Source organism: Pseudomonas mercuritolerans, from assembly GCF_025706525.1.
GTDB classification, from domain to species: Bacteria; Pseudomonadota; Gammaproteobacteria; order Pseudomonadales; family Pseudomonadaceae; genus Aquipseudomonas; species Aquipseudomonas mercuritolerans.
Genome location: NZ_JAMSHA010000012.1, coordinates 64,359 through 82,905 on the forward strand (window position 1 = coordinate 64,359; position 18,547 = coordinate 82,905).

Sequence of the window (18,547 nt, forward strand, 5' to 3'; positions counted from 1 at the left end):
TCGCGCCTCCTTAGGGGGTTTCGATGCGCCGCTGCAGCAAGTTGATCAGCAGCAACAGGATGAAGGAAACCACCAGCATCAGTACGCCGATGGCGGTAGCGCCGGTGTAATCGTACTGGTCGAGTTTGACCATGATCAGCAGCGGCAGGATCTCGGTTTTCATCGGCATGTTGCCGGCAATGAAAATCACCGAACCGTACTCACCGACGCCACGCGCGAACGCCAGCGCAAAACCGGTCAGCCAGGCGGGCAGCAAGGCCGGAACCAGAATGTGGCGAAATACCTGCCATGGCTTGGCACCTAGGCACGCGGCTGCTTCTTCGACCTCACGGGGAATATCGGCCAGCACCGGTTGCACCGTGCGCACCACGAACGGCAAGGTCACGAAGGTCAGCGCGAGGGTGATGCCAAGCGGCGTGTAGGCGATCTTGAAACCAAGGTCGGCGGCGAACTGGCCGACCAGACCGGTAGGCGTATACAGCGCCGTCAGCGCGATACCTGCCACGGCGGTGGGCAAGGCGAACGGCAGATCGATCATCGCGTCGATCACCTTGCGCCCCGGGAACGTGTAGCGCACCAGCACCCACGCCAGTAGCGTGCCGATGATGCCATTGATGATCGCCGCACACAGTGCGGTGCCGAAGCTCAGCTTCAATGCCGCCAGTACCCGCGGTGCGGAGATGATCGTCCAGAACTGATCCCAGGTCAGCTGGGCGGCGTGGACGAACATCGCCGCCAGCGGGATAAGCACAATCAGGCTGAGGTACACCAAGGTGTAACCCAGCGTCAGCCCGAAGCCGGGTATGACGGGGGAGATACGACGCGACATAAAAGTCCCTGGTTGAAAACGCATCAATGTGGGAGTGAGCCCTGTGGTGAGGGGATTTATCCCCTCACCACAAAAGCTCAGTCCCACATGTCATGTGCCCAGACATCAGGCCGGTTGAAGGCGAGATTACTGCGCCTGATAAATCTGGTCGAACACGCCGCCGTCGTTGAAGAATTTCGGCTGCGCGGATTTCCAGCCGCCGAAGTCCTTGTCGATGGTCACCAATTCCAGTTTCGGGAACTGCTGGGCGTACTTGGCCGCTACGTCCTTGTCACGTGGACGATAGAAGTTTTTCGCGGCGATTTCCTGGCCGGCCGGGCTGTACAGATGCTTGAGGTAGGCTTCGGCGATCTGCGCGTTGCCCTTCTTCTCGGCATTCTTGTCGACCACCGCCACGGGTGGTTCGGCAAGAATCGACAGCGACGGCACGACGATGTCGAACTTGTCTGCGCCGCCGTCTTCTTTCAGCGCCAGGAATGCTTCGTTCTCCCAGGCCAGCAACACATCGCCCTGACCGTTGTTGACGAAGGTGATGGTCGAACCACGGGCGCCAGTGTCGAGGATCGGCACATGCTTGAACAGGGTTTGTACATATTCCTTGGCCTTGGCTTCATCTCCGCCGTTGGCTTTCAGGCCATAGGCCCACGCGGCGAGAAAGTTCCAGCGCGCACCGCCCGAGGTTTTCGGGTTTGGCGTGATCACCGAGACATCGTTCTTGACCAGATCGCCCCAGTCCTTGATGCCTTTCGGGTTGCCCTTGCGCACCAGGAACACGATGGTCGAGGTGTACGGCGTGCTCGCCTCCGGCAGACGCTTCTGCCAGTCGGCCGGCAGGCTCTTGCCGAGCTTGGCGATTTCATCGATGTCGCCAGCCAGGGCCAGGGTCACCACGTCAGCACGCAGACCGTCGATCACCGCACGGCCCTGCTTGCCCGAACCGCCATGGGACTGCTGGATTTTCACCGTGTCGCCGGCATGATCCTGCTGCCAGAACTTGATGAATTCGGCGTTGTATTCCTGATACAGCTCCCGCGTCGGGTCATACGACACGTTGAGCAGCTCGTAATCCTTGGCAACGGCGGAACCGGCAAACACGGCACTGGCCAGCGCGGCCAAAGCATAACGGCGAATCGACGACATGGTGAAAGCTCCTGGAATTCCTGGTGGTGGCTTTTTCTTATGTATTGCTGGAATCGGTCCCGTTTCAAAGATCGCCGCCTTCGCCAGCTCCTGCACACAGCCCCCTGTAGGAGCCGCCGAAGGCTGCGATCTTTTGATCTCAGCCCGGTTGCTTACCGGGTTGCTGCAAACGGAATTTCTCTTTGCGTTCGATCTGTACGACTTGCGCGTTGTGCACAGTGATCTCCACCGCGCCGAACCGCAGATCGCGCAGGGCGCTCTGGATTTCACGCAAGATGGTGCTTTCGTCCTGACCGTCAACGCTGCGAAGGGATGCGCTCATGGTGCTGCTCCTTTGAAGGGGATTTGCCTGGCAGTGGGCGGCACTGCGTTCGGCGTGGGAGCAATATAAGAGAGGCATGGATATTCTTAAAAAGACTATTTAAGAATGTTTATATAACCAGAAAATAATATGAGCGAGGGCAAGGGGTTTGCGCTGATTTGAAATCGTCAAGAGAACTCGTGGAGAGGGGATTTATCCCCGTTGGGTCGCGAAGCGACCCCAAAAAATGGGACTGCTACGCAGTCCAACGGGGATAAATCCCCTCGCCACAAGCCATATGGCCTATTCAGCCAATCAATGGCGTTTTCGCCCAATCAAGCCGATCCGCAGACACCGGCCGCCCAAACCAGTAGCCCTGCCCCAGATCGCATTCCTGCGCCAACAGAAATGCCGCCTGCTCAGCCTGTTCGATCCCTTCGGCATGGACCTGCATGCCCATGCTGCGGGCCAGCGCGATTATCACCCGGACAATCGCCACGTCATCCTCATCCCACGGCAACCCTGCGACGAAGCCCTGATCGATCTTGAGCTTCTGTACCGGCAAGCGCTTGAGCCGCAGCAACGACGAATAGCCGGTCCCGAAATCATCGATGGCCAGACGCACACCCAGCTCGCGCAAGCGATGCATCTGTTCCAGCGCCACTTCCGGATCATCCATCACCGCACTTTCGGTAACTTCCAGTTCCAGATACGCCGGATCCAGCCCCGTGTCGTGCAGCACCTGCGCTACCTGCTGATAAAGCTCACGCCGGGCAAACAGCCGCGAGGAGACATTAACCGCGACGAACGCCAGCACCACACCGCTCTGCTGCCATTGGCACATCTGCCGGCAGGCCTGCTGCATCACCCAGGCATCGATCTCGGCGATCAGCCCGGTGCGCTCGGCAATCGGAATGAACTCCGCCGGCGACACCAGGCCGCGCTGCGGATGCTGCCAACGCACCAGTGCCTCAACGCCGATCAGACGGCCGCTTTGCAGGTCATGCACCGGTTGGTAGTAGACACGCAGTTCCTCCTGCTCCAGTGCGCGGCGCAGTTCGAAGGCGATTTCGACCCTTTGCTGGGCATGTGCGGTCAGCTCTTCGGTGTACAGCGCGTAGCCGTTGCGCCCGGCGCTTTTGGCCTTGAACAGCGCGCTGTCGGCGTTGCGCAACAACTGCTCGGCGCTCAGGGCATCGCTGGGAAACAGGCTGATGCCGATGCTGGCGTTGATGAACAGTTGATTGCCATCTACCAGCATCGGCTCCTTCAAGGCGTCCAGAGCCCGTTGCGCCAGCCCAGCGGCCTGAGCCGGCTGTGGACAACTTTCCGCGAGCACCGCGAACTCGTCACCACCCAGCCGTGCCAGGGTGATGCCGGCGCCGAACAGATCCTGCAAACGCGTCGCCACCGCTTTCAGCAAGCGGTCGCCGACGTTATGCCCGAGGCTGTCGTTGATCATCTTGAAGTGATCCAGATCGAGCATCAGTAGCGCGCAGCCACGCTTGTGCGCCTGCGCCGATGCCAACGCCTGCTCGGCGCGGTCGCTGAACAGCAGGCGATTGGGCAGATCGGTCAAAGGATCGTGATGCGCCAGGTGTTTGAGCTCGGACTCGGAATCCTTGATCGCACTGATGTCGGAGAACACTGCCACGTAATGGCTGAGCCGGCCGAAATCATCGTGAATCACCCGGATGGTCTGCCACTGTGGATAAATCTCGCCGGTCTTGCGCCGGTTCCAGATCTCGCCGCTCCATTCACCTGCGGCTTCAAGGGTTGCGAACATTGCCTGATAGAAGCCCGGCGGATGATGACCGGACTTGAACAGACTGGGCTGCTGACCGATCACCTCATCGCGCCGATAACCGGTGATCTCGATAAAGGCGCGGTTGACGTGAACGATCAGGCCCCGATGATCGGTGACCAGTACGCCTTCACGGGTGCAGTCGAACACGGCCGCCGCCTGACGAAGACGCTCACGGTCGCTGTGGCGCTCGCGCAGGCGGGCCCCGATGCCGAGAAACCGACACAGCCGCGCCCGGGCGAGGAAAATCAGCCCGGCGCTGACGGCTGCCAGCAGATAACCGTTGATCAGTTGCCAGTGGGCCAGCGCACTGGAGTCATCGAAGAATCTGCTTAATAAATGATCGGAAACCTGCAGCCATACGGCGGCGAGGACGATGTAGAGCAGCGCTGCACGCAAGGCATCGCGGTAAGTCGCAGACATTCGGTCGTCCATGTCCCTACAAAAAGGTTGGAATTATAGGTGAAGAAACATTCAGCGACTTCTTATCTGAAAGGGCGACTGGTTTTATCTGTGTGCTTAGTGATAATGCAACGGCTGTTTTTATCTTTATCGAGGGCCCTATAGCCTATGTGGTACGAAGGTTTTCTTGGCTTGTCGGCCTGGTCACTGGTCGCGGTCACCCTGCTGATGACCCATGTGACGATTGTTGCCGTCACGGTCTATCTGCACCGTTACTCGGCCCACCGCTCGCTCGAGCTGAATGCGGGTCTCAAGCACTTTTTCCGTTTCTGGCTGTGGCTGACCACGGCGCAGAACACCCGCGAGTGGACCGCCATCCACCGTAAACACCACGCCAAATGCGAAACCGAAGATGACCCGCACAGCCCGGTCATCAAGGGCCTGTCCACGGTGCTGCGCACCGGCGCCGAGCTGTATCGCAGCGAAGCGCAGAACCCGGAAACCCTGCGCATCTACGGCAAGAACTGCCCGGAAGACTGGATCGAACGCAACGTCTACAGCCGCTATCCGCTGCTGGGCGTGGCGATCATGGGCGTAATCGACCTGCTGCTGTTCGGCACCATCGGCATCACCATCTGGGCGATCCAGATGATGTGGATTCCAGTGTGGGCCGCTGGCGTGATCAACGGCTTGGGCCATGCCGTCGGCTACCGCAATTTCGAATGCCGTGACGCGGCGACCAATCTGGTGCCGTGGGGCATCCTGATCGGCGGCGAAGAGCTGCACAACAACCATCACACCTACCCCAACTCGGCCAAGCTGTCGGTAAAGAAGTGGGAATTCGACCTCGGCTGGGCGTGGATCAAGGTCTTCTGCTTCCTGCGTCTGGCCAAGGTGCAGCGGGTCGCACCGATTGCCCACCGCGTCGAAGGCAAGGGCAGCCTGGACATGGACACCGCCATGGCGATCCTCAACAACCGCTTCCAGATCATGGCCCAGTACCGCAAATTGGTGATCGGCCCGCTGGTCAAGCAAGAGCTGGCCAAGGTCGATCATTCGGTGCGCCACCAGTTCCACCGGGCCAAACGCCTGCTGTCGCGGGAAACCAGCCTGCTGGAAGACCGTCATCACCTGCGCATCCAGACCATGCTCGAACACAGCCAGGCGCTGAAAGTCATTTACGAAAAGCGCCTGGCTTTGCAGCAGATCTGGGTCAAGACCAGTTCCAATGGCCACGACATGCTGGCCGCCATCAAGGAATGGATTCACGAGGCCGAGGCCAGTGGCATCCAGTCGTTGCGTGACTTTGCTGATCAGCTGAAAACCTACTCGCTGCGTCCTGCGGCGGTTTGATCCGACACTGGCTGCGATCTTCTGATTCTGAAGATCAAGAGATCGCAGCCTCGTTGCACTCGTCAGCTCCTACAGCTCGCCGCTTGGCGGGACTCGGTAATGGCCGGGAACTTCGCCGAAAATCCTCTATCTCAATGACACTTCGCCATCCCGGCGGGCTGTCCTGTGGCCGTTGTCGACATTGCGGCGCGCCCTTTGAGATTTGTGCCGATGGTCAACAACAACCAGAAAGACACAACCTTCACCCAATGGCCCGAGGCCGCGCAAACGCTGATGGCGCTGATGCACGCGCAAGGCGAAGTCGCGCGCCTGAGCGAGCGCGAACAGTTAATCAGTTCGCTGCTGGTCAGCGTCAACGCCGTGCTCTGGGCTTTCAACTGGGAAACCCGGCAGGTGCTGTACGTCAGTCCGGCATATGAACGGATCTTCGGCCGTTCCGCCGCGCTTGTGCTGGCTGACTACAACCAGTGGCGTGACAGCATTTACCCCGATGATCTGGAGTACGCTGAACAAAGCCTTGCCGAAGTCCTGCACCGAGGTGCGGTGGAAGATCGCGAGTACCGCATCATCGCCGCCGATGGCCAGGTGCGCTGGCTCAGCGACAAATGCTTTATCAATCGCCAGGACGAGCCAGGGCAGCCGGTGATCATCGTCGGCATCGCCGAAGACATCACCGACAAAAAACACATGGAAACCGAGCTGCAACGCTTGGCCACCACCGACGTGCTGACGCAAAGCAGCAATCGCCGCCACTTCTTCGAATGCGCCCACCGCGAGTTCGCCGAGGCGCGGCGCCAGGGCACACCGCTGGCCTTCCTGCTGCTGGACATCGACGATTTCAAAGTGATCAACGACAGCTATGGCCACCCAGAGGGCGACAACGTGCTGCAACGAATCGCCGAATGCGGGCGCGGCTCATTGCGCCGTGGCGACCTGTTTGGGCGAATTGGCGGTGAGGAGTTCGCCGCGGTGTTCCCCGGTTGTGCGCCGGAGATGGCCGTGCAAGTGGCGGAGCGCCTGCAACAGGAGATCCAGCGACTGCGCTTCAACCACGAAGGGCAAGCATTCAGCATCACCGTTAGCCAGGGCCTGACCAACCTCACCGACGAAGACAAGAGCCTGGACAGCCTGTTCGCCCGCGCGGATGCCGCGATGTACGAGGCGAAACGGCAGGGCAAAAACCGGATCATTGCGGTCTGACCCGTATTTTGTGGCTGCCGCAATTCCTGTGAGAGCGGGCTTGCCCGCGATGAGGCCCGCACCTTCAACAAAAATGTTGCCTGCGCTGGCGCCTTCGCGAGCAGGCTCTCTCCCACATCGGAATGTGGTGATCTGTCATTTGCGCATCCGCAGCAACTCCGGCAGCCCGATCTTGAGCAACCGCGCCGTCCGGCTCTTCGCCAGTTCCTCAACGCCTTCATGCTCGGTGAGCCGCGCCATCTGCGCGGCCATGTGCATCACCAGCGCCTCGCGACTGTAAACGCCACCACCGAGCTGGTAGACCGCAGCAATCAACTCGCGCAACTCCAGCGGCAGACGCCAGCGGGTGCGCAATGCCGAGCCATAAGAAGCACCAAACTGCGCCAACGCTTCGCCGACCTCTTCCAGTTCGTCCAGCTCGCCGCCGGCTTGCTGCCATTCCTGCAAGCAGCGCAGCAGTGCCAGATCGCCGAGCCGATGCAACATGCCGGCGCAATAGCAGCGCTCCTGATCCAGATCGAGCAGGCGCGCCAGCGTGCGGGCGTATTCCGCCGTGTGCAGTGACAGCCCCCAATAGCGCTCGGCGTAATCCGCCAGGCATGGATCGCTGAGCCGCGCGCTGCGTTTGAGCGCCAGGCCGAGAATCAGGTTCATGCTCTGCCCGGTGCCGAGTCGGTGCAGCGCTTGGGCCAGGGTTTGCACCGGCGCGCCGTAGTGTTGCGCGGCACTGTTGGCGGCTGCGATCAGCACGGCAGTAATCTGCGGATCGGTGCGGACCTCTTCTTCCAGCAGCTTGAGGTCCAGCCCCTCGGGATTGAGGCTGCGCTTGACCGCCACTTGCACGTCGGTCATCAACGGCGCGCCATCGGCCTGCTCGCGACGCCGCTCAAGGAACACCGACAGGGTCATGCCCGGCGCCAGTGCCGGCACTTCGCAAACCACTGCTTCGCCAGCGTTGAGCAGCAAGCCCTGCAAGCGCTCGGTCAGGCCTTCCATGTTCAACGGTTTGGTCAGGTACGCCGTCGGCGCCAGCGGAATCGCTTCGCGCACGCTGGCGCTGTCGTTGCGGCTGCTCATCAGAATGAACGGCAGCGGCGGATTGCGTTTGCGCTGGCGGACGCTGCGCAGCACATGCAATCCGTCGATGCCAGGCAGCTCCCAATCAACGATGGCCAGGTCATAGGGCACCTCGCTGAGCAACGACATTGCCTGCTGACCGTCGGCACACAAATCCAGCCGCGCATCGCAGCGCACATTGAGCAGCACTTGTTTGAGCAGGTCGCGGGACCAGGGATCAGCCTCGGCAATCAGCACCCGGGGTACGGCGGGTAAATCAACGGCAGTCATGCGCGCTCTCCTTGCAATGCCTGAACCTTAGCCAATGCTGGCGATCCGATACAGCGCTAACAGGTCCGATATGTTTCAAGGGGCAAAAAAAACCCGCCGAAGCGGGTTTTTGTCGAGCGGGTCACACGAGCGGATCAGAGTTCAGAGAAGCACTCTTCGATGATCGCCAGGCCTTTGTCCAGTTGCTCGTCTGGCGACGTCAGCGGAACCAGCACACGCAGCACGTTACCGTAAGTGCCGCAGGACAGCAGGATCAGGCCCTTGTCACGCGCCTTGGCCACCACAGCAGCCACGGCAGTCGGGTTCGGCTTGTGGCTGTCGCCGTTTTCGAACAGCTCGACCGCGATCATTGCGCCCAGCGCACGCACTTCACCGATCACCGGGTACTTGGCCTGAATCGCCTTCAAACCGGTGACCAGGCGCTCGCCGACAGCCTTGCAGCGGTCCAGCAGTTGCTCTTCTTCAAACACTTCCATGACTGCCAGCGCAGCGGCGCAAGCGATCGGGCTACCGGCGTAGGTGCCGCCCAGGCCGCCCGGAGCAATGGCGTCCATGTATTCGGCTTTGCCGCATACGCCGGCCAGCGGGAAGCCGCCAGCGATGGACTTGGCGAAGGTGGTCAGGTCGGCGGCAACGCCCATTTGTTCCATGGCGAAGAAGGTGCCAGTGCGGCCAGCGCCGGTCTGCACTTCGTCAGCGATCAGCAGAATGCCGTGCTGGTCGCACAAAGCGCGCAGACGCTTCATGAATTCTTTCGGCGCGACGTAGAAACCACCTTCGCCCTGCACCGGCTCGATGATGATCGCAGCGATGTCTTTCGGCTCGGCGTCGTTCTTGAAGATGCGCTCGATGGAAGCGATCGAGTCGTCGATGCTCACGCCGTGCAGTTCGTTCGGGTACAGCGCGCGGAAGATGCCGCCTGGCATCAGGCCCATGCCGGCCGAGTACGGCACGACTTTACCGGTCAGACCCAAAGTCATCATGGTACGACCGTGGTAAGCGCCGGTGAACGCGATCACGCCGGCACGGCCAGTAGCGGCACGGGCGATCTTCACGGCGTTTTCCACCGCTTCGGAACCGGTGGTAACCAGCAGGGTTTTCTTGGCGAAGTCACCCGGAACCTTGGCGTTGATTTTTTCGCACAGCTCAACGTACGGTTCGTAAGCCAGCACCTGGAAGCAGGTGTGGGTCAGCTTGTTCAGCTGTTCAGTCACGGCGGCGATGATTTTCGGGTGCACGTGGCCGGTGTTCAGTACGGCGATGCCGCCGGCGAAGTCGATGAACTCGCGACCTTCAACGTCGGTCACGGTGGCGTTCTTCGCCGACTCGGCGAAGATCGGGTGAATCTGGCCAACACCACGAGGTACGGCATTGGTGCGGCGGGCCATCAGTTCAGCGTTAGTCTTGCTCATTACAGTCCTCATTCGCCGCTCATCGGGCGGCGTGGTTCAAGGATGAAGCGGGAGGAATCAGCGGTGGCAGCATGCGATGATCGACTGCCACGGCGTTCCTGGCCGCAGAGAAAATTCCTGTTTGAAACGACGCAAAGGGACAGCGCTCTCGTGCCCTTTGCGTTTGCAGCGATCCCTTTCCCGGCTTAGATGCCCAGGCAGAGGTATTTGATTTCCAGATAATCTTCGATGCCGTACTTGGAGCCTTCACGGCCCAGGCCCGAAGCCTTGATGCCGCCGAACGGCGCGACTTCGTTGGAGATCAGCCCGGTGTTGACGCCGACCATGCCGTATTCCAGCGCTTCGGCGACACGGAACACACGGCCGAGGTCACGCGCGTAGAAGTAAGAAGCCAGACCGAATTCGGTGTCGTTGGACATGGCGATCACTTCGGCTTCGTCCTTGAAGCGGAACAGCGGCGCCAGCGGACCAAAGGTTTCTTCCTTGGCCACGGCCGCGTTTTTCGGCACGTTGGTCAGGATGGTCGGCTCGAAGAAGTTGCCTTCCATCGCCTTGCCGCCCGCCAATACGGTGGCGCCTTTGCTCACGGCATCAGCGATGTGTTCCTGAACCTTGGCCACAGCCTTTTCGTCGATCAGCGGGCCGGTGGTGGTGCCATCTTCCAGACCGTTGCCGATCTTCAGTTTGGCCACAGCCACTTTCAGCTTCTCGGCGAACGCATCGTAGACCGCGTCCTGAATGTACAGACGGTTGGCGCAGACGCAGGTCTGACCGTTGTTGCGGTACTTGGAAATGATCGCGCCTTCGACGGCCTTATCCAGATCGGCGTCGTCGAACACGATGAACGGCGCGTTGCCACCCAGTTCCAGCGAGACTTTTTTGATGTCCTTGGCGCATTCGGCCATCAACTGGCGACCGATTTCGGTCGAGCCGGTGAAGGACAGTTTGCGCACGATCGGGTTGCTGGTCAGCTCGCTGCCGATGTCGCCGGCGCTGCCGGACACCACGCTGAACACGCCCGCAGGAATGCCCGCGCGCTGAGCCAGTTCGGCCAGGGCGAAAGCGGAAAAGGGAGTTTGCGAAGCCGGCTTGAGCACCATGGTGCAACCGGCGGCCAGTGCTGGGCCGGCCTTGCGAGTGATCATTGCTGCCGGGAAGTTCCACGGAGTGATCGCAGCGGTGACGCCGATCGGTTGCTTGATCACGATCAGGCGCTTGTCCGGCTGATGGCCCGGAATCACATCACCGTAGATGCGCTTGGCTTCTTCGGCGAACCACTCGATGAACGATGCGGCGTAAACGATTTCGCCCTTGGCTTCGGCCAGCGGCTTGCCCTGCTCGAGGGTCATCAGGCGCGCGAGGTCGTCCTGGTTCTCGATCATCAGTTCGAACCAGCGACGCAGCTTGCCGGCACGCTCCTTGGCGGTCAGTGCACGCCAGGCCGGCAGCGCCTTGTCGGCGGCTTCAATGGCACGGCGGGTTTCAGCGGCGCCCATCTTCGGCACGGTGCCGAGGATTTCGCCGGTGGCCGGGTTGTTGACCTTGATCGTCTGACCGTTGTCGGCATCGACCCAAGCGCCATCGATGAAGGCTTGCTGGCGGAACAACTGGGTGTCTTTAAGCTGCATGTCGGCTTTCCTTAACAGCACCGCGGCCTGCGCGGAGCAAATTATGATTGTAGAAAGGCGCCTCGCAAGGCTGCCGTCAGGGAAATCAGTGAACGGATTGTGGCGCATCAACAGTGCACGACCGGGCGCACCTGCGCTGCAAAACCCGCCAAAGAGCGTTTGAAATCTCAAACGGATCGTAGGTTCAAAGGGGGTAAAGGACAATAGGTCGTTCGAAAAAAAGAACAAAAATGCCGCTTTTCAGATCAACGCACCGAAAACCCGTGCCGCAGGAAAAACCTTAGATCAACCCCGGCAAAGCGCCAAGCGAGGGTTTTGCAGGACGTTACCGCTTTAAGGAATGCAGCGATTTTGCGCCGACACGCACACTGACAAAACCCGCCAAACCCGGCATGGACGCCCTGAGCCGACCTAGGTATGATGTCGCCCGCTGCACCAGTAGCTCAGCTGGATAGAGTACTGCCCTCCGAAGGCAGGGGTCGTGGGTTCGAATCCCGCCTGGTGCACCATGAATCAAACGAGAAAGCCCCGGACTGTGATGGTCCGGGGCTTTTTTGTGGGCGATGACAAGATCGCTGGAACGCCGTCACTCCGTCGTCCAGTCAAACTCGTCATATTCATCGTCGTCATCCCCCTCCTCCTCAACCTCGTCAAACACCTCGTCTTCTTCAACGAGGTCTTCTTCCGGCTGATTCAGCAGAAATTCCTTACGTGTCTCGGTTACTGCACGCCGCATTTGTTCGCCCTTTTCCGGGCAGTTGAGTAGCTGGGCGATGCGGTCGATTTTTGCTGCCACGGTGTCCTCCAGCGCATTGGCAATGGCTCGATAGTGCGCGTTTTCGCGGGGCAATGCCAAATGGCTGGAGAATCAGGGCAGTCAGCCGCCCGAGAGCGGCCGAACCTCAGCGGTGATAACGGCGCACCGCGCTGCTGTTGCGCAGCACATGGCCTTTGATTTTTTCCATCAGCTCGGCGCGGGTCAGGCCAGCCGGCATGGCGTCCGGGGCGAGGTCGAGGGCGTAGATCTGGATGATGTAGTGGTGCGCGCTATCGCCCACTGGCGGGCATGGGCCCATGTAATGGGTGTTGCCTTTGCTGTTGGTGCCGCCGACGCCTTCGAGGGCGGATTTGGCACCGACGCCGGCCGCGATCTGGTGGGTGGTGGGTTTGATGCCGTAGTGAATCCAGTGATCGACGCCCAGGCCTTTCTGGCCATCCGGGTCGTGCATGACGATGGCGTAGCTCTGGGTCCCGGCCGGGCCGGCGTTCCAGCTCAGCGCCGGCGACTGGTTCTTGCCGCCGCAACCGGGTGCGTCACTTGCCGCTGCCGAGGTGAACAGACGGTTATCCGACACGCCGGGGATGCTCAGGGTGAAGCGCTCCTGGGCCTGTGCCGGGAACTGCACGCAAAGGGTCACGGCGATGGCCGCCAGCCATGGGTTGAGAGAGGTCAATCGGGTCATTCCGGGAGCACCTTGTGCAGTGAGGCCGTCGTCGGCCCGCAAACTATAGCTGTACCGTTCGTGCCTTGGCAGTAGCAAATGGCTGAACCTCGCGCCGCAGCGCCAACTCACAAGAAAAAGCCTGCGAGGAAGCCGAAGATGTCCCTGCACCGTGTCGCCCGTTTCGCCGATGTCCCGCAAGACCGTGGCCTGCAAGTCGAAATCGGCGACTGCAAGATCGTCCTGCTGCGTGCCAACGGCGAGTTGCGGGCGTTTCAGGGCCTGTGTCCACATGCCAGCGCACCGTTGGCCGAGGGGGCGTTGTGTCACGGCAGGTTGATCTGCCCCTGGCACAAGGCCGCGTACCGCGCCGAGGACGGTGGCCTGTGCGAGCCGCCATCGCTGGACAGTCTCAAGCGCTATCCGCTGGAGTTGCGCGGCGATGAAGTCTGGGTCGATGACCAGCCCCTGCCCGATCCGCACACCCCGCCCGCTGACGACCCAAGAACGTTCGTGGTGGTCGGCGCCGGGGCGGCGGGCACGGCTTGCGCGGCGGCGCTACGGGAGAAGGGTTTCGGCGGACGCATCGTGCTGGTCGACGGCGAACCGGATGCCGGCTACGACCGCACGGTGCTGAGCAAATTTGTTCTCGCCGGGGAGATGTCGCCGAAAGAAGTGCCGCCGCTGCGCGATGAGGCGTTCTATCAAGCGCAACGGATTGAGCGCGTGCAAGGCGAAGTGACTTCACTCGACGCCCCAGGCAAAACGCTTCATCTGCACAACGGCGGCATCCTGCGCTACGACGCCGCTGTACTCGCCACCGGTGGCGCGCCCAATCCGTTGAAGCTGCCTGGTGCCGGGCTGGCCAACGTCTTCGTCCTGCGTTCGAAAGCACAGGCTGAACAGATCATCAACGCCGCTCAACCGGGCCAGCGCGCGGTGATCATCGGCGACAGTTTTATTGCTCTCGAATGCGCGTCAGCCCTGCGCGAGTTCGGCCTCGACGTCACCGTGCTGGCACGCCACCCAGTCCCGTTTGCCAAACAATTCGGCGAGGCCGTGGGCAAGGCGATTCGCGCCCTGCACGAAGAGCACGGGGTGAAGTTCATCAGCGAACACGAGGCTACGCAGATCCTTGGTGAGGACAAGGTCGAGGGCGTGCTGCTCGACAACGGTCTGCGCTTGGCAGCGGATCTGGTTCTCGCCGGCGTCGGCGTTCACCCGGCCACTGAACCTTTCGAATCATTGCCCAAGGAAGAAGACCAATCGTTGCGTGTCGATGACGGCATGCGCGTCAGCGATGGCTTGTGGGCCATCGGTGATATCGCCACGTTCCCGTTGAGCGGCCAGCCAACCCGTATCGAGCATTGGCGCCTGGCCCAGCAACACGCGCGCATCGCTGCGGCCAACATGCTCGGTGACGAGGAACATTATCTGGATGTGCCGTTTTTCTGGACCTACCACTTCGGCAAGAACTACGACTATCTCGGTCACGCGCAGGAGTGGGACGAGGTCGAGTTCAGCGGTGAGCCGGAACAGCCGCCGTTCATTGGCCTGTTCGCAAAAGACGGCATCGTCGTTGCGGCGGTGGCCTGCGACAAGCAACGCGCAATGGCGCTGCTGGCCGAGCGAATGAAGCAACCTTTGCGGATGAAAGAGGCCTGGACGCTGATCCAGGCCTGACACCGGTCCTGTAGGAGCTGACGAGTGCAACGAGGCTGCGATCTCTTGATCTTGTTTTTACATAAGCAAAATCAAAAGATCGCAGCCCTCGGCAGCTCCTACACAGGCCGCGTGGAGATCAGGTCAGGCGCTTCACCGGCTCGCGACTGTCGTCTTCTTCGGCATGCAGAAAGATCACCCGTGGATGCTCCAGGGGTGCCAGCGGCGCCGGTAGTGCTTGCTGCTGAAGCGGCCAGAAATGCGTTTCCACATGGCTGATGTCGCCATCCTGGTCGTTGTGAATGGTCATCACCCCCGGCGTGCGCAGTTTCTGGAAACGCTCATCGCACAGCTTGAAACTCTTGCTCAGACCTTCATCGCCAATCACCGGTGACGGCAAACGGCGCTGGGCGAAGCTGCGGCTTTTGCGTTGTTGATAACGTGCCCAGCCGATCAGGATCACCGCGTTGACCAGCGCCACCCACATATAAACTTGCAAGGTGCCCAGGGCATCGAACGCCGAATGATCGATACGCGGGCCGCCGCTGGTTTCGATCAATGGCCATAGTCCGCGCACCAGCAGGAACAGCAGGCCAACCCAGGCCAGGACGGTGAGGATCACGTCGATCACCACCAGAAAGGGCCGTTGGCGAGTCCGGATAATTTTCATTTGATGACTTCCTCCTGGTCGTCGCCCAGCGGTTTGATACCCCGATCAGGACTGACCCAGCGCGCGCGTTTTTTGTGTTGGCTGAACAACACCTTGGGGAAACTGACCAGGGTGGTCAGCAGACTGACGAGCCAGAACACCAACGGATACCAGACCACCCAGAACATGGTCTTGCCCAGACCCGGTTCATAGCGTCGATCGATGATGATGCTGACAGCGAACTGCACCAGGCAGACGAACGCCAGCAACAGACCGGTGAAGGCCGGCGGCATCAGGTGATCGACGGCGATCGCGTCGGGCATGACCATGAACTTGCCCATGCCCCAGAAAATCACCGACAGCAGGAAAGTGAACGCCCAACCGGTGGACAGGCAGTATTCGAACAACAGCGGCCACAGGTAGCGATGGCGGTACTGCCAGATGCCGCGAATGTTCTTGAACAGCACTTCGGCACCGCCCTGAGCCCAGCGCAGACGCTGCTTCCACAGGCCACCGAGGGTTTCCGGCATGAGGATCCAGCACAGGGCGCGCGGTTCGTAGAAGATGCTCCAGTGATCGAGTTGCAGCTTCCAGCTGATGTCGATGTCTTCGGTGATCATGTCCGGGCTCCAGTAGCCGACCCGGTTCAGCGCGGTGCGGCGGAACGCGACGATCACACCGGAGACGGTGAAGATGCGTCCGAACACCCGCTGCGTACGTTTGATCAGGCCGATGATCGAGGAGAACTCGCCGACCTGCACCCGCCCGATCAAGGTCGAACGCGTGCGGATGCGCGGGTTGCCGGTCACGGCGCCAAGGCGTGCGTTATCCAGCATCGGCGCGACCAGATAAGCCGCAGTGTTCGGGGCCAGCAAGGCGTCGCCGTCGATGCACACCAGATACTCGCTGCGCGCAGCGATCGCGCCCATGCGCAGAGCCACAGCCTTGCCCTGGTTTTCCGCCAGATGCAGAACCCGCAGTCGCGGATCTTCCTTGGCCAGCGCATCGAGCACTTCGGCGGTGTTGTCCTTGGAGCCGTCGTTGATCGCGATCACTTCGATGTTCGGGTAGTGCTGGGCCAGTGCCGCGTAAATGGTATCGGCAGCGTTATCGCCTTCGTTGTAGCAAGGAATCAGGATCGAAATCAGCGGCTCGCCTTCCAGCGGCGGCGGCAGCGTGTCGTCCTGCCATGGCCAGTGACGCTCCCAGTGCAGCCAGAAATACAGGCCGCCAGCGATCCACAACCCGGACATGAACAGTGGGTAGAAGAACACGAACGACATCAGGAACTGGCCGGTCACCAGGAAGATCAGCCCCAGCGGAACGCCAAGGACAATCGCCAGAACAAGCAGGGCTAACAGTCTATCCAGCATGTTATGGATTCCATTTGTTGGAGAGTGCAGGCCTTACGGTTTTCAGGTCTGGCAGGTTGTCGAGGAAGTTGTCCGGGTAGTAACCGAAACTGGTCGCGCCCTGACGCTTGAGCCGGCCCATCCAGTCCGCCAGATGCACGGCGTCGATATCGGCCTGATCCTTCTGGTTCCAGTCACGCGCCTGCAATTCGAACACGGTGCGGTTGAGTGCGCCGGGGCGTTTCTTCACCGTGGCGACCAGTTCTTCCAGCCATGGGCCGGACTCGGCCAGCGTCTGTTTTTCCATCAATGGCATGGCCATCGGCGCCGTCCAGTCGTAGGTGGCGAGGAAGTCATCGAGGTTCTGCGCGAACCACGCTTCGCTGTCGGGATTGAGCATCGGCTCAGCGAAGATGTTGCGCGCGGTCAGCACTTGCGGGCCGCGAATCGCACGGACCTTCGCGGTCAGTTCGTTGGTGAAGTCGATCAGGTAGCGGCTCTTGAAACGCGTCCAGCGTTGCATCGCTGCCGGATCGTCGCGCAGCGCGGCAATCGAACCCGGCAGACCTTGAGCGGCGTAGGCCTTCAGGGCATCCGGGCTGGCGTCTTCGAAATCCGAAAGCACCGCATCGTCGTGGTAGAGAATGCCGTCGACCGAGGTCAGCCGCGCCACGTCTTCATAGATTTCACCGATGATCTTGCGTACTTCAGGATTGAACGGCGAGAGACGTTTGTACTGCTTCGGGTCGACCGACGTTGTGGCGGTTTTCGGGTCCCAGCGAGTCACCCGCGGCAGCTTCGAATCCAGCTCGAAACTCAGCACCGGCATCCACGCAAAGACCTTCACATGAGCACGGGTGCGCAACTGCCAGGCGACGCGGTCGAACAGGTCGGCGCGCATCGGCAGGTGGCGGTTGGGGAAGTACAGCGAATGCACCAGACCATCGCCCTTGGGATCGGCGAAGGCTTGCAGGAACACCGTACTGGCGCCGAGGTCAGCCATGCGCTGCACCAGTTTGCCGAGGTTGATGTCCTGCTGGGCCGGGTCCGGGTCGTAGACGTTGTCGAGATCGACATGCACCACGCGCATCGGCCCTTCGGCCTGCACCGAAACGATGCTGTTGGCGAAATGCTCGCCGTCAGGATCGGACGCGACGAGGAAGCGCGGCCCGCTCATCAGGTTATCGAGGGTGTCGAGGCCGTCGTCCAGCGTCAGGGCCATTTCATAGCCCTCCTCGCCGACCACGGCCAGCGATGTACCGTCGGCGGTGCCGTACGGCCAGACCCAGACGCGTGGTTTGTAACCAGTGGCCTTGCGGATCTTCTCGGAAATGTTCTTCACGTCGGTACGAATGCGTGCCTGGAAATCGGCTTCGGATTCATAGCGCTTGGTCACCGGGTCATAACGCCGGGTCGCGGCGGCCGGCTGCAGGTTGCCCTGCGGGTTGGCAAGGATGCCTTTGTGGTTGGCATCGGTGTGAGCGGCGATCTCTACCAACCCGGACTTGGAGATTTCGCGGATCTGCTGCCAGGTCAGGAAGTTGTCACGGTTACGCGGCGTGCCGGCAAAATCCACCGGTTGATTGAGCGGCGTGTCGATCCAGGTACCCACCGGCGCCAGCAAGGCTGGCCAGTTGTAGGCGCGCAGCACCGGCAGCACGCGGGTATAGAAGCTGGCGTAACCGTCGTCGAAACTGAGCAGCACCGCTTTCGCCGGCAGCTCCGGGCCACCGTTACGCGCGGCCATGATCTGGTCGACGGTCACTGGTTTGTAGCCGTTCTCGCGCAGCCAGGCGAGCTGCTCGATCATGCGCTCGGTGCGCACCGCCACCACGGCCTGATCGGGATCACGGTCTTCGACATCGTGGTAGGCAATGCCGAGCACATGGTTTTTTGGCCACGGTTGTTCACTGGCCGCGGCCGGGCGCTCGGAGGGCGGCGCGAAGGCCGGGGCTTGCTGGGCGCAGGCGCTGATCAGCAGCGCTCCCAGCAGAAGGATGAAACGCGAGATAAAAGGCATCTTCAA

Annotated in this window: 15 protein-coding genes and 1 tRNA gene; 4 read left to right on the plus strand and 12 right to left on the minus strand. The window is 61.0% G+C overall.

The genetic code is table 11. The features are described 5' to 3' along the window. Positions 1-10: 10 nt before the first annotated feature. From cysT to dibA, 4 genes are all read right to left on the minus strand, one after another. The gene (gene cysT / locus ND528_RS27030) at positions 11-829 is read right to left on the minus strand and encodes a sulfate ABC transporter permease subunit CysT (RefSeq protein ID WP_137215019.1); all 819 of its coding nucleotides are present in this window, start codon (positions 827-829) and stop codon (positions 11-13) included. 126 nt (positions 830-955) lie between these two features. Next, positions 956-1,969 (minus strand): sulfate ABC transporter substrate-binding protein, encoded by a 1,014-nt coding sequence (locus tag ND528_RS27035; protein WP_024011134.1) that lies wholly within the window; start codon positions 1,967-1,969, stop codon positions 956-958. 139 nt (positions 1,970-2,108) lie between these two features. Continuing rightward, complete coding sequence (gene oscA, locus ND528_RS27040) at positions 2,109-2,291, minus strand: sulfur starvation response protein OscA (protein WP_007917682.1); 183 nt, start codon at positions 2,289-2,291, stop codon at positions 2,109-2,111. Between the two features lie 286 nt (positions 2,292-2,577). Beyond that, positions 2,578-4,497 (minus strand): phosphodiesterase DibA, encoded by a 1,920-nt coding sequence (gene dibA / locus ND528_RS27045; RefSeq protein ID WP_263471647.1) that lies wholly within the window; start codon positions 4,495-4,497, stop codon positions 2,578-2,580. Positions 4,498-4,644: 147 nt separating this feature from the next. Between dibA and desA the strand changes: the two genes are divergently transcribed. Continuing rightward, entirely contained in the window at positions 4,645-5,829 is a 1,185-nt protein-coding gene (gene desA / locus ND528_RS27050; protein WP_039756329.1) for a delta-9 fatty acid desaturase DesA, read from the plus strand. 210 nt (positions 5,830-6,039) lie between these two features. Continuing rightward, a complete protein-coding gene (locus ND528_RS27055) occupies positions 6,040-7,029 on the plus strand; it encodes a GGDEF domain-containing protein (protein ID WP_130912329.1) in 990 nt (329 codons plus the stop codon). 135 nt (positions 7,030-7,164) lie between these two features. On the opposite strand, the gene ND528_RS27060 is transcribed toward ND528_RS27055, so the two are convergent. The 3 genes from ND528_RS27060 to gabD all read right to left on the minus strand — a co-directional run bounded on the left by ND528_RS27060 (position 7,165) and on the right by gabD (position 11,416). Then, complete coding sequence (locus ND528_RS27060; RefSeq protein ID WP_130912326.1) at positions 7,165-8,376, minus strand: response regulator; 1,212 nt, start codon at positions 8,374-8,376, stop codon at positions 7,165-7,167. Positions 8,377-8,510: 134 nt separating this feature from the next. Then, positions 8,511-9,788 (minus strand): 4-aminobutyrate--2-oxoglutarate transaminase, encoded by a 1,278-nt coding sequence (gabT, locus tag ND528_RS27065; protein ID WP_016772251.1) that lies wholly within the window; start codon positions 9,786-9,788, stop codon positions 8,511-8,513. A gap of 185 nt (positions 9,789-9,973) precedes the next feature. Further along, entirely contained in the window at positions 9,974-11,416 is a 1,443-nt protein-coding gene (gabD, locus tag ND528_RS27070; RefSeq protein ID WP_024011131.1) for an NADP-dependent succinate-semialdehyde dehydrogenase, read from the minus strand. Between the two features lie 432 nt (positions 11,417-11,848). On the opposite strand from gabD, the gene ND528_RS27075 reads away from it, so the two are divergent. Further along, positions 11,849-11,925, plus strand: a tRNA-Arg gene (locus ND528_RS27075). 77 nt (positions 11,926-12,002) lie between these two features. Here the strand turns inward: ND528_RS27075 and ND528_RS27080 are convergent. Both ND528_RS27080 and ND528_RS27085 read right to left on the minus strand, forming a co-directional pair. Beyond that, on the minus strand, positions 12,003-12,272 hold the full coding sequence (locus ND528_RS27080) for a hypothetical protein (RefSeq protein WP_263471648.1): 270 nt from the start codon (positions 12,270-12,272) through the stop codon (positions 12,003-12,005). Between the two features lie 46 nt (positions 12,273-12,318). Further along, on the minus strand, positions 12,319-12,879 hold the full coding sequence (locus tag ND528_RS27085; RefSeq protein WP_263471649.1) for a YbhB/YbcL family Raf kinase inhibitor-like protein: 561 nt from the start codon (positions 12,877-12,879) through the stop codon (positions 12,319-12,321). A 138-nt stretch (positions 12,880-13,017) separates the two neighbouring features. Here ND528_RS27085 and ND528_RS27090 point away from each other — a divergent pair, with 138 nt between their 5' ends. Then, the gene (locus ND528_RS27090) at positions 13,018-14,541 is read left to right on the plus strand and encodes an FAD-dependent oxidoreductase (protein ID WP_263471650.1); all 1,524 of its coding nucleotides are present in this window, start codon (positions 13,018-13,020) and stop codon (positions 14,539-14,541) included. A 118-nt stretch (positions 14,542-14,659) separates the two neighbouring features. Here the strand turns inward: ND528_RS27090 and pgaD are convergent, their stop codons facing one another. Genes pgaD through pgaB form a run of 3 tightly spaced genes read right to left on the minus strand, consistent with a single transcriptional unit; the run spans position 14,660 to position 18,541 of the window. Beyond that, positions 14,660-15,190: a poly-beta-1,6-N-acetyl-D-glucosamine biosynthesis protein PgaD gene (gene pgaD, locus ND528_RS27095; RefSeq protein WP_123444120.1), complete on the minus strand. Its 531-nt coding sequence runs from the start codon at positions 15,188-15,190 to the stop codon at positions 14,660-14,662. Then, a complete protein-coding gene (pgaC, locus tag ND528_RS27100) occupies positions 15,187-16,542 on the minus strand; it encodes a poly-beta-1,6-N-acetyl-D-glucosamine synthase (RefSeq protein ID WP_056786973.1) in 1,356 nt (451 codons plus the stop codon). The genes pgaD and pgaC overlap by 4 nt, the downstream gene beginning before the upstream one ends. Before the next feature lies 1 nt (position 16,543). Continuing rightward, on the minus strand, positions 16,544-18,541 hold the full coding sequence (gene pgaB / locus ND528_RS27105) for a poly-beta-1,6-N-acetyl-D-glucosamine N-deacetylase PgaB (RefSeq protein WP_263471651.1): 1,998 nt from the start codon (positions 18,539-18,541) through the stop codon (positions 16,544-16,546). Between the last annotated feature and the right edge of the window lie 6 nt (positions 18,542-18,547).

Bases quoted from the DNA above. Each gene is read 5' to 3' on its own strand.
- cysT (WP_137215019.1), bottom strand. From the start codon at position 829: ATGTCGCGTCGTATCTCCCCCGTCATACCCGGCTTCGGGCTGACGCTG.
- ND528_RS27035 (WP_024011134.1), bottom strand. From the start codon at position 1,969: ATGTCGTCGATTCGCCGTTATGCTTTGGCCGCGCTGGCCAGTGCCGTG.
- oscA (WP_007917682.1), bottom strand. From the start codon at position 2,291: ATGAGCGCATCCCTTCGCAGCGTTGACGGTCAGGACGAAAGCACCATC.
- dibA (WP_263471647.1), bottom strand. From the start codon at position 4,497: ATGTCTGCGACTTACCGCGATGCCTTGCGTGCAGCGCTGCTCTACATC.
- desA (WP_039756329.1), top strand. From the start codon at position 4,645: ATGTGGTACGAAGGTTTTCTTGGCTTGTCGGCCTGGTCACTGGTCGCG.
- ND528_RS27055 (WP_130912329.1), top strand. From the start codon at position 6,040: ATGGTCAACAACAACCAGAAAGACACAACCTTCACCCAATGGCCCGAG.
- ND528_RS27060 (WP_130912326.1), bottom strand. From the start codon at position 8,376: ATGACTGCCGTTGATTTACCCGCCGTACCCCGGGTGCTGATTGCCGAG.
- gabT (WP_016772251.1), bottom strand. From the start codon at position 9,788: ATGAGCAAGACTAACGCTGAACTGATGGCCCGCCGCACCAATGCCGTA.
- gabD (WP_024011131.1), bottom strand. From the start codon at position 11,416: ATGCAGCTTAAAGACACCCAGTTGTTCCGCCAGCAAGCCTTCATCGAT.
- ND528_RS27085 (WP_263471649.1), bottom strand. From the start codon at position 12,879: ATGACCCGATTGACCTCTCTCAACCCATGGCTGGCGGCCATCGCCGTG.
- ND528_RS27090 (WP_263471650.1), top strand. From the start codon at position 13,018: ATGTCCCTGCACCGTGTCGCCCGTTTCGCCGATGTCCCGCAAGACCGT.
- pgaD (WP_123444120.1), bottom strand. From the start codon at position 15,190: ATGAAAATTATCCGGACTCGCCAACGGCCCTTTCTGGTGGTGATCGAC.
- pgaC (WP_056786973.1), bottom strand. From the start codon at position 16,542: ATGCTGGATAGACTGTTAGCCCTGCTTGTTCTGGCGATTGTCCTTGGC.
- pgaB (WP_263471651.1), bottom strand. From the start codon at position 18,541: ATGCCTTTTATCTCGCGTTTCATCCTTCTGCTGGGAGCGCTGCTGATC.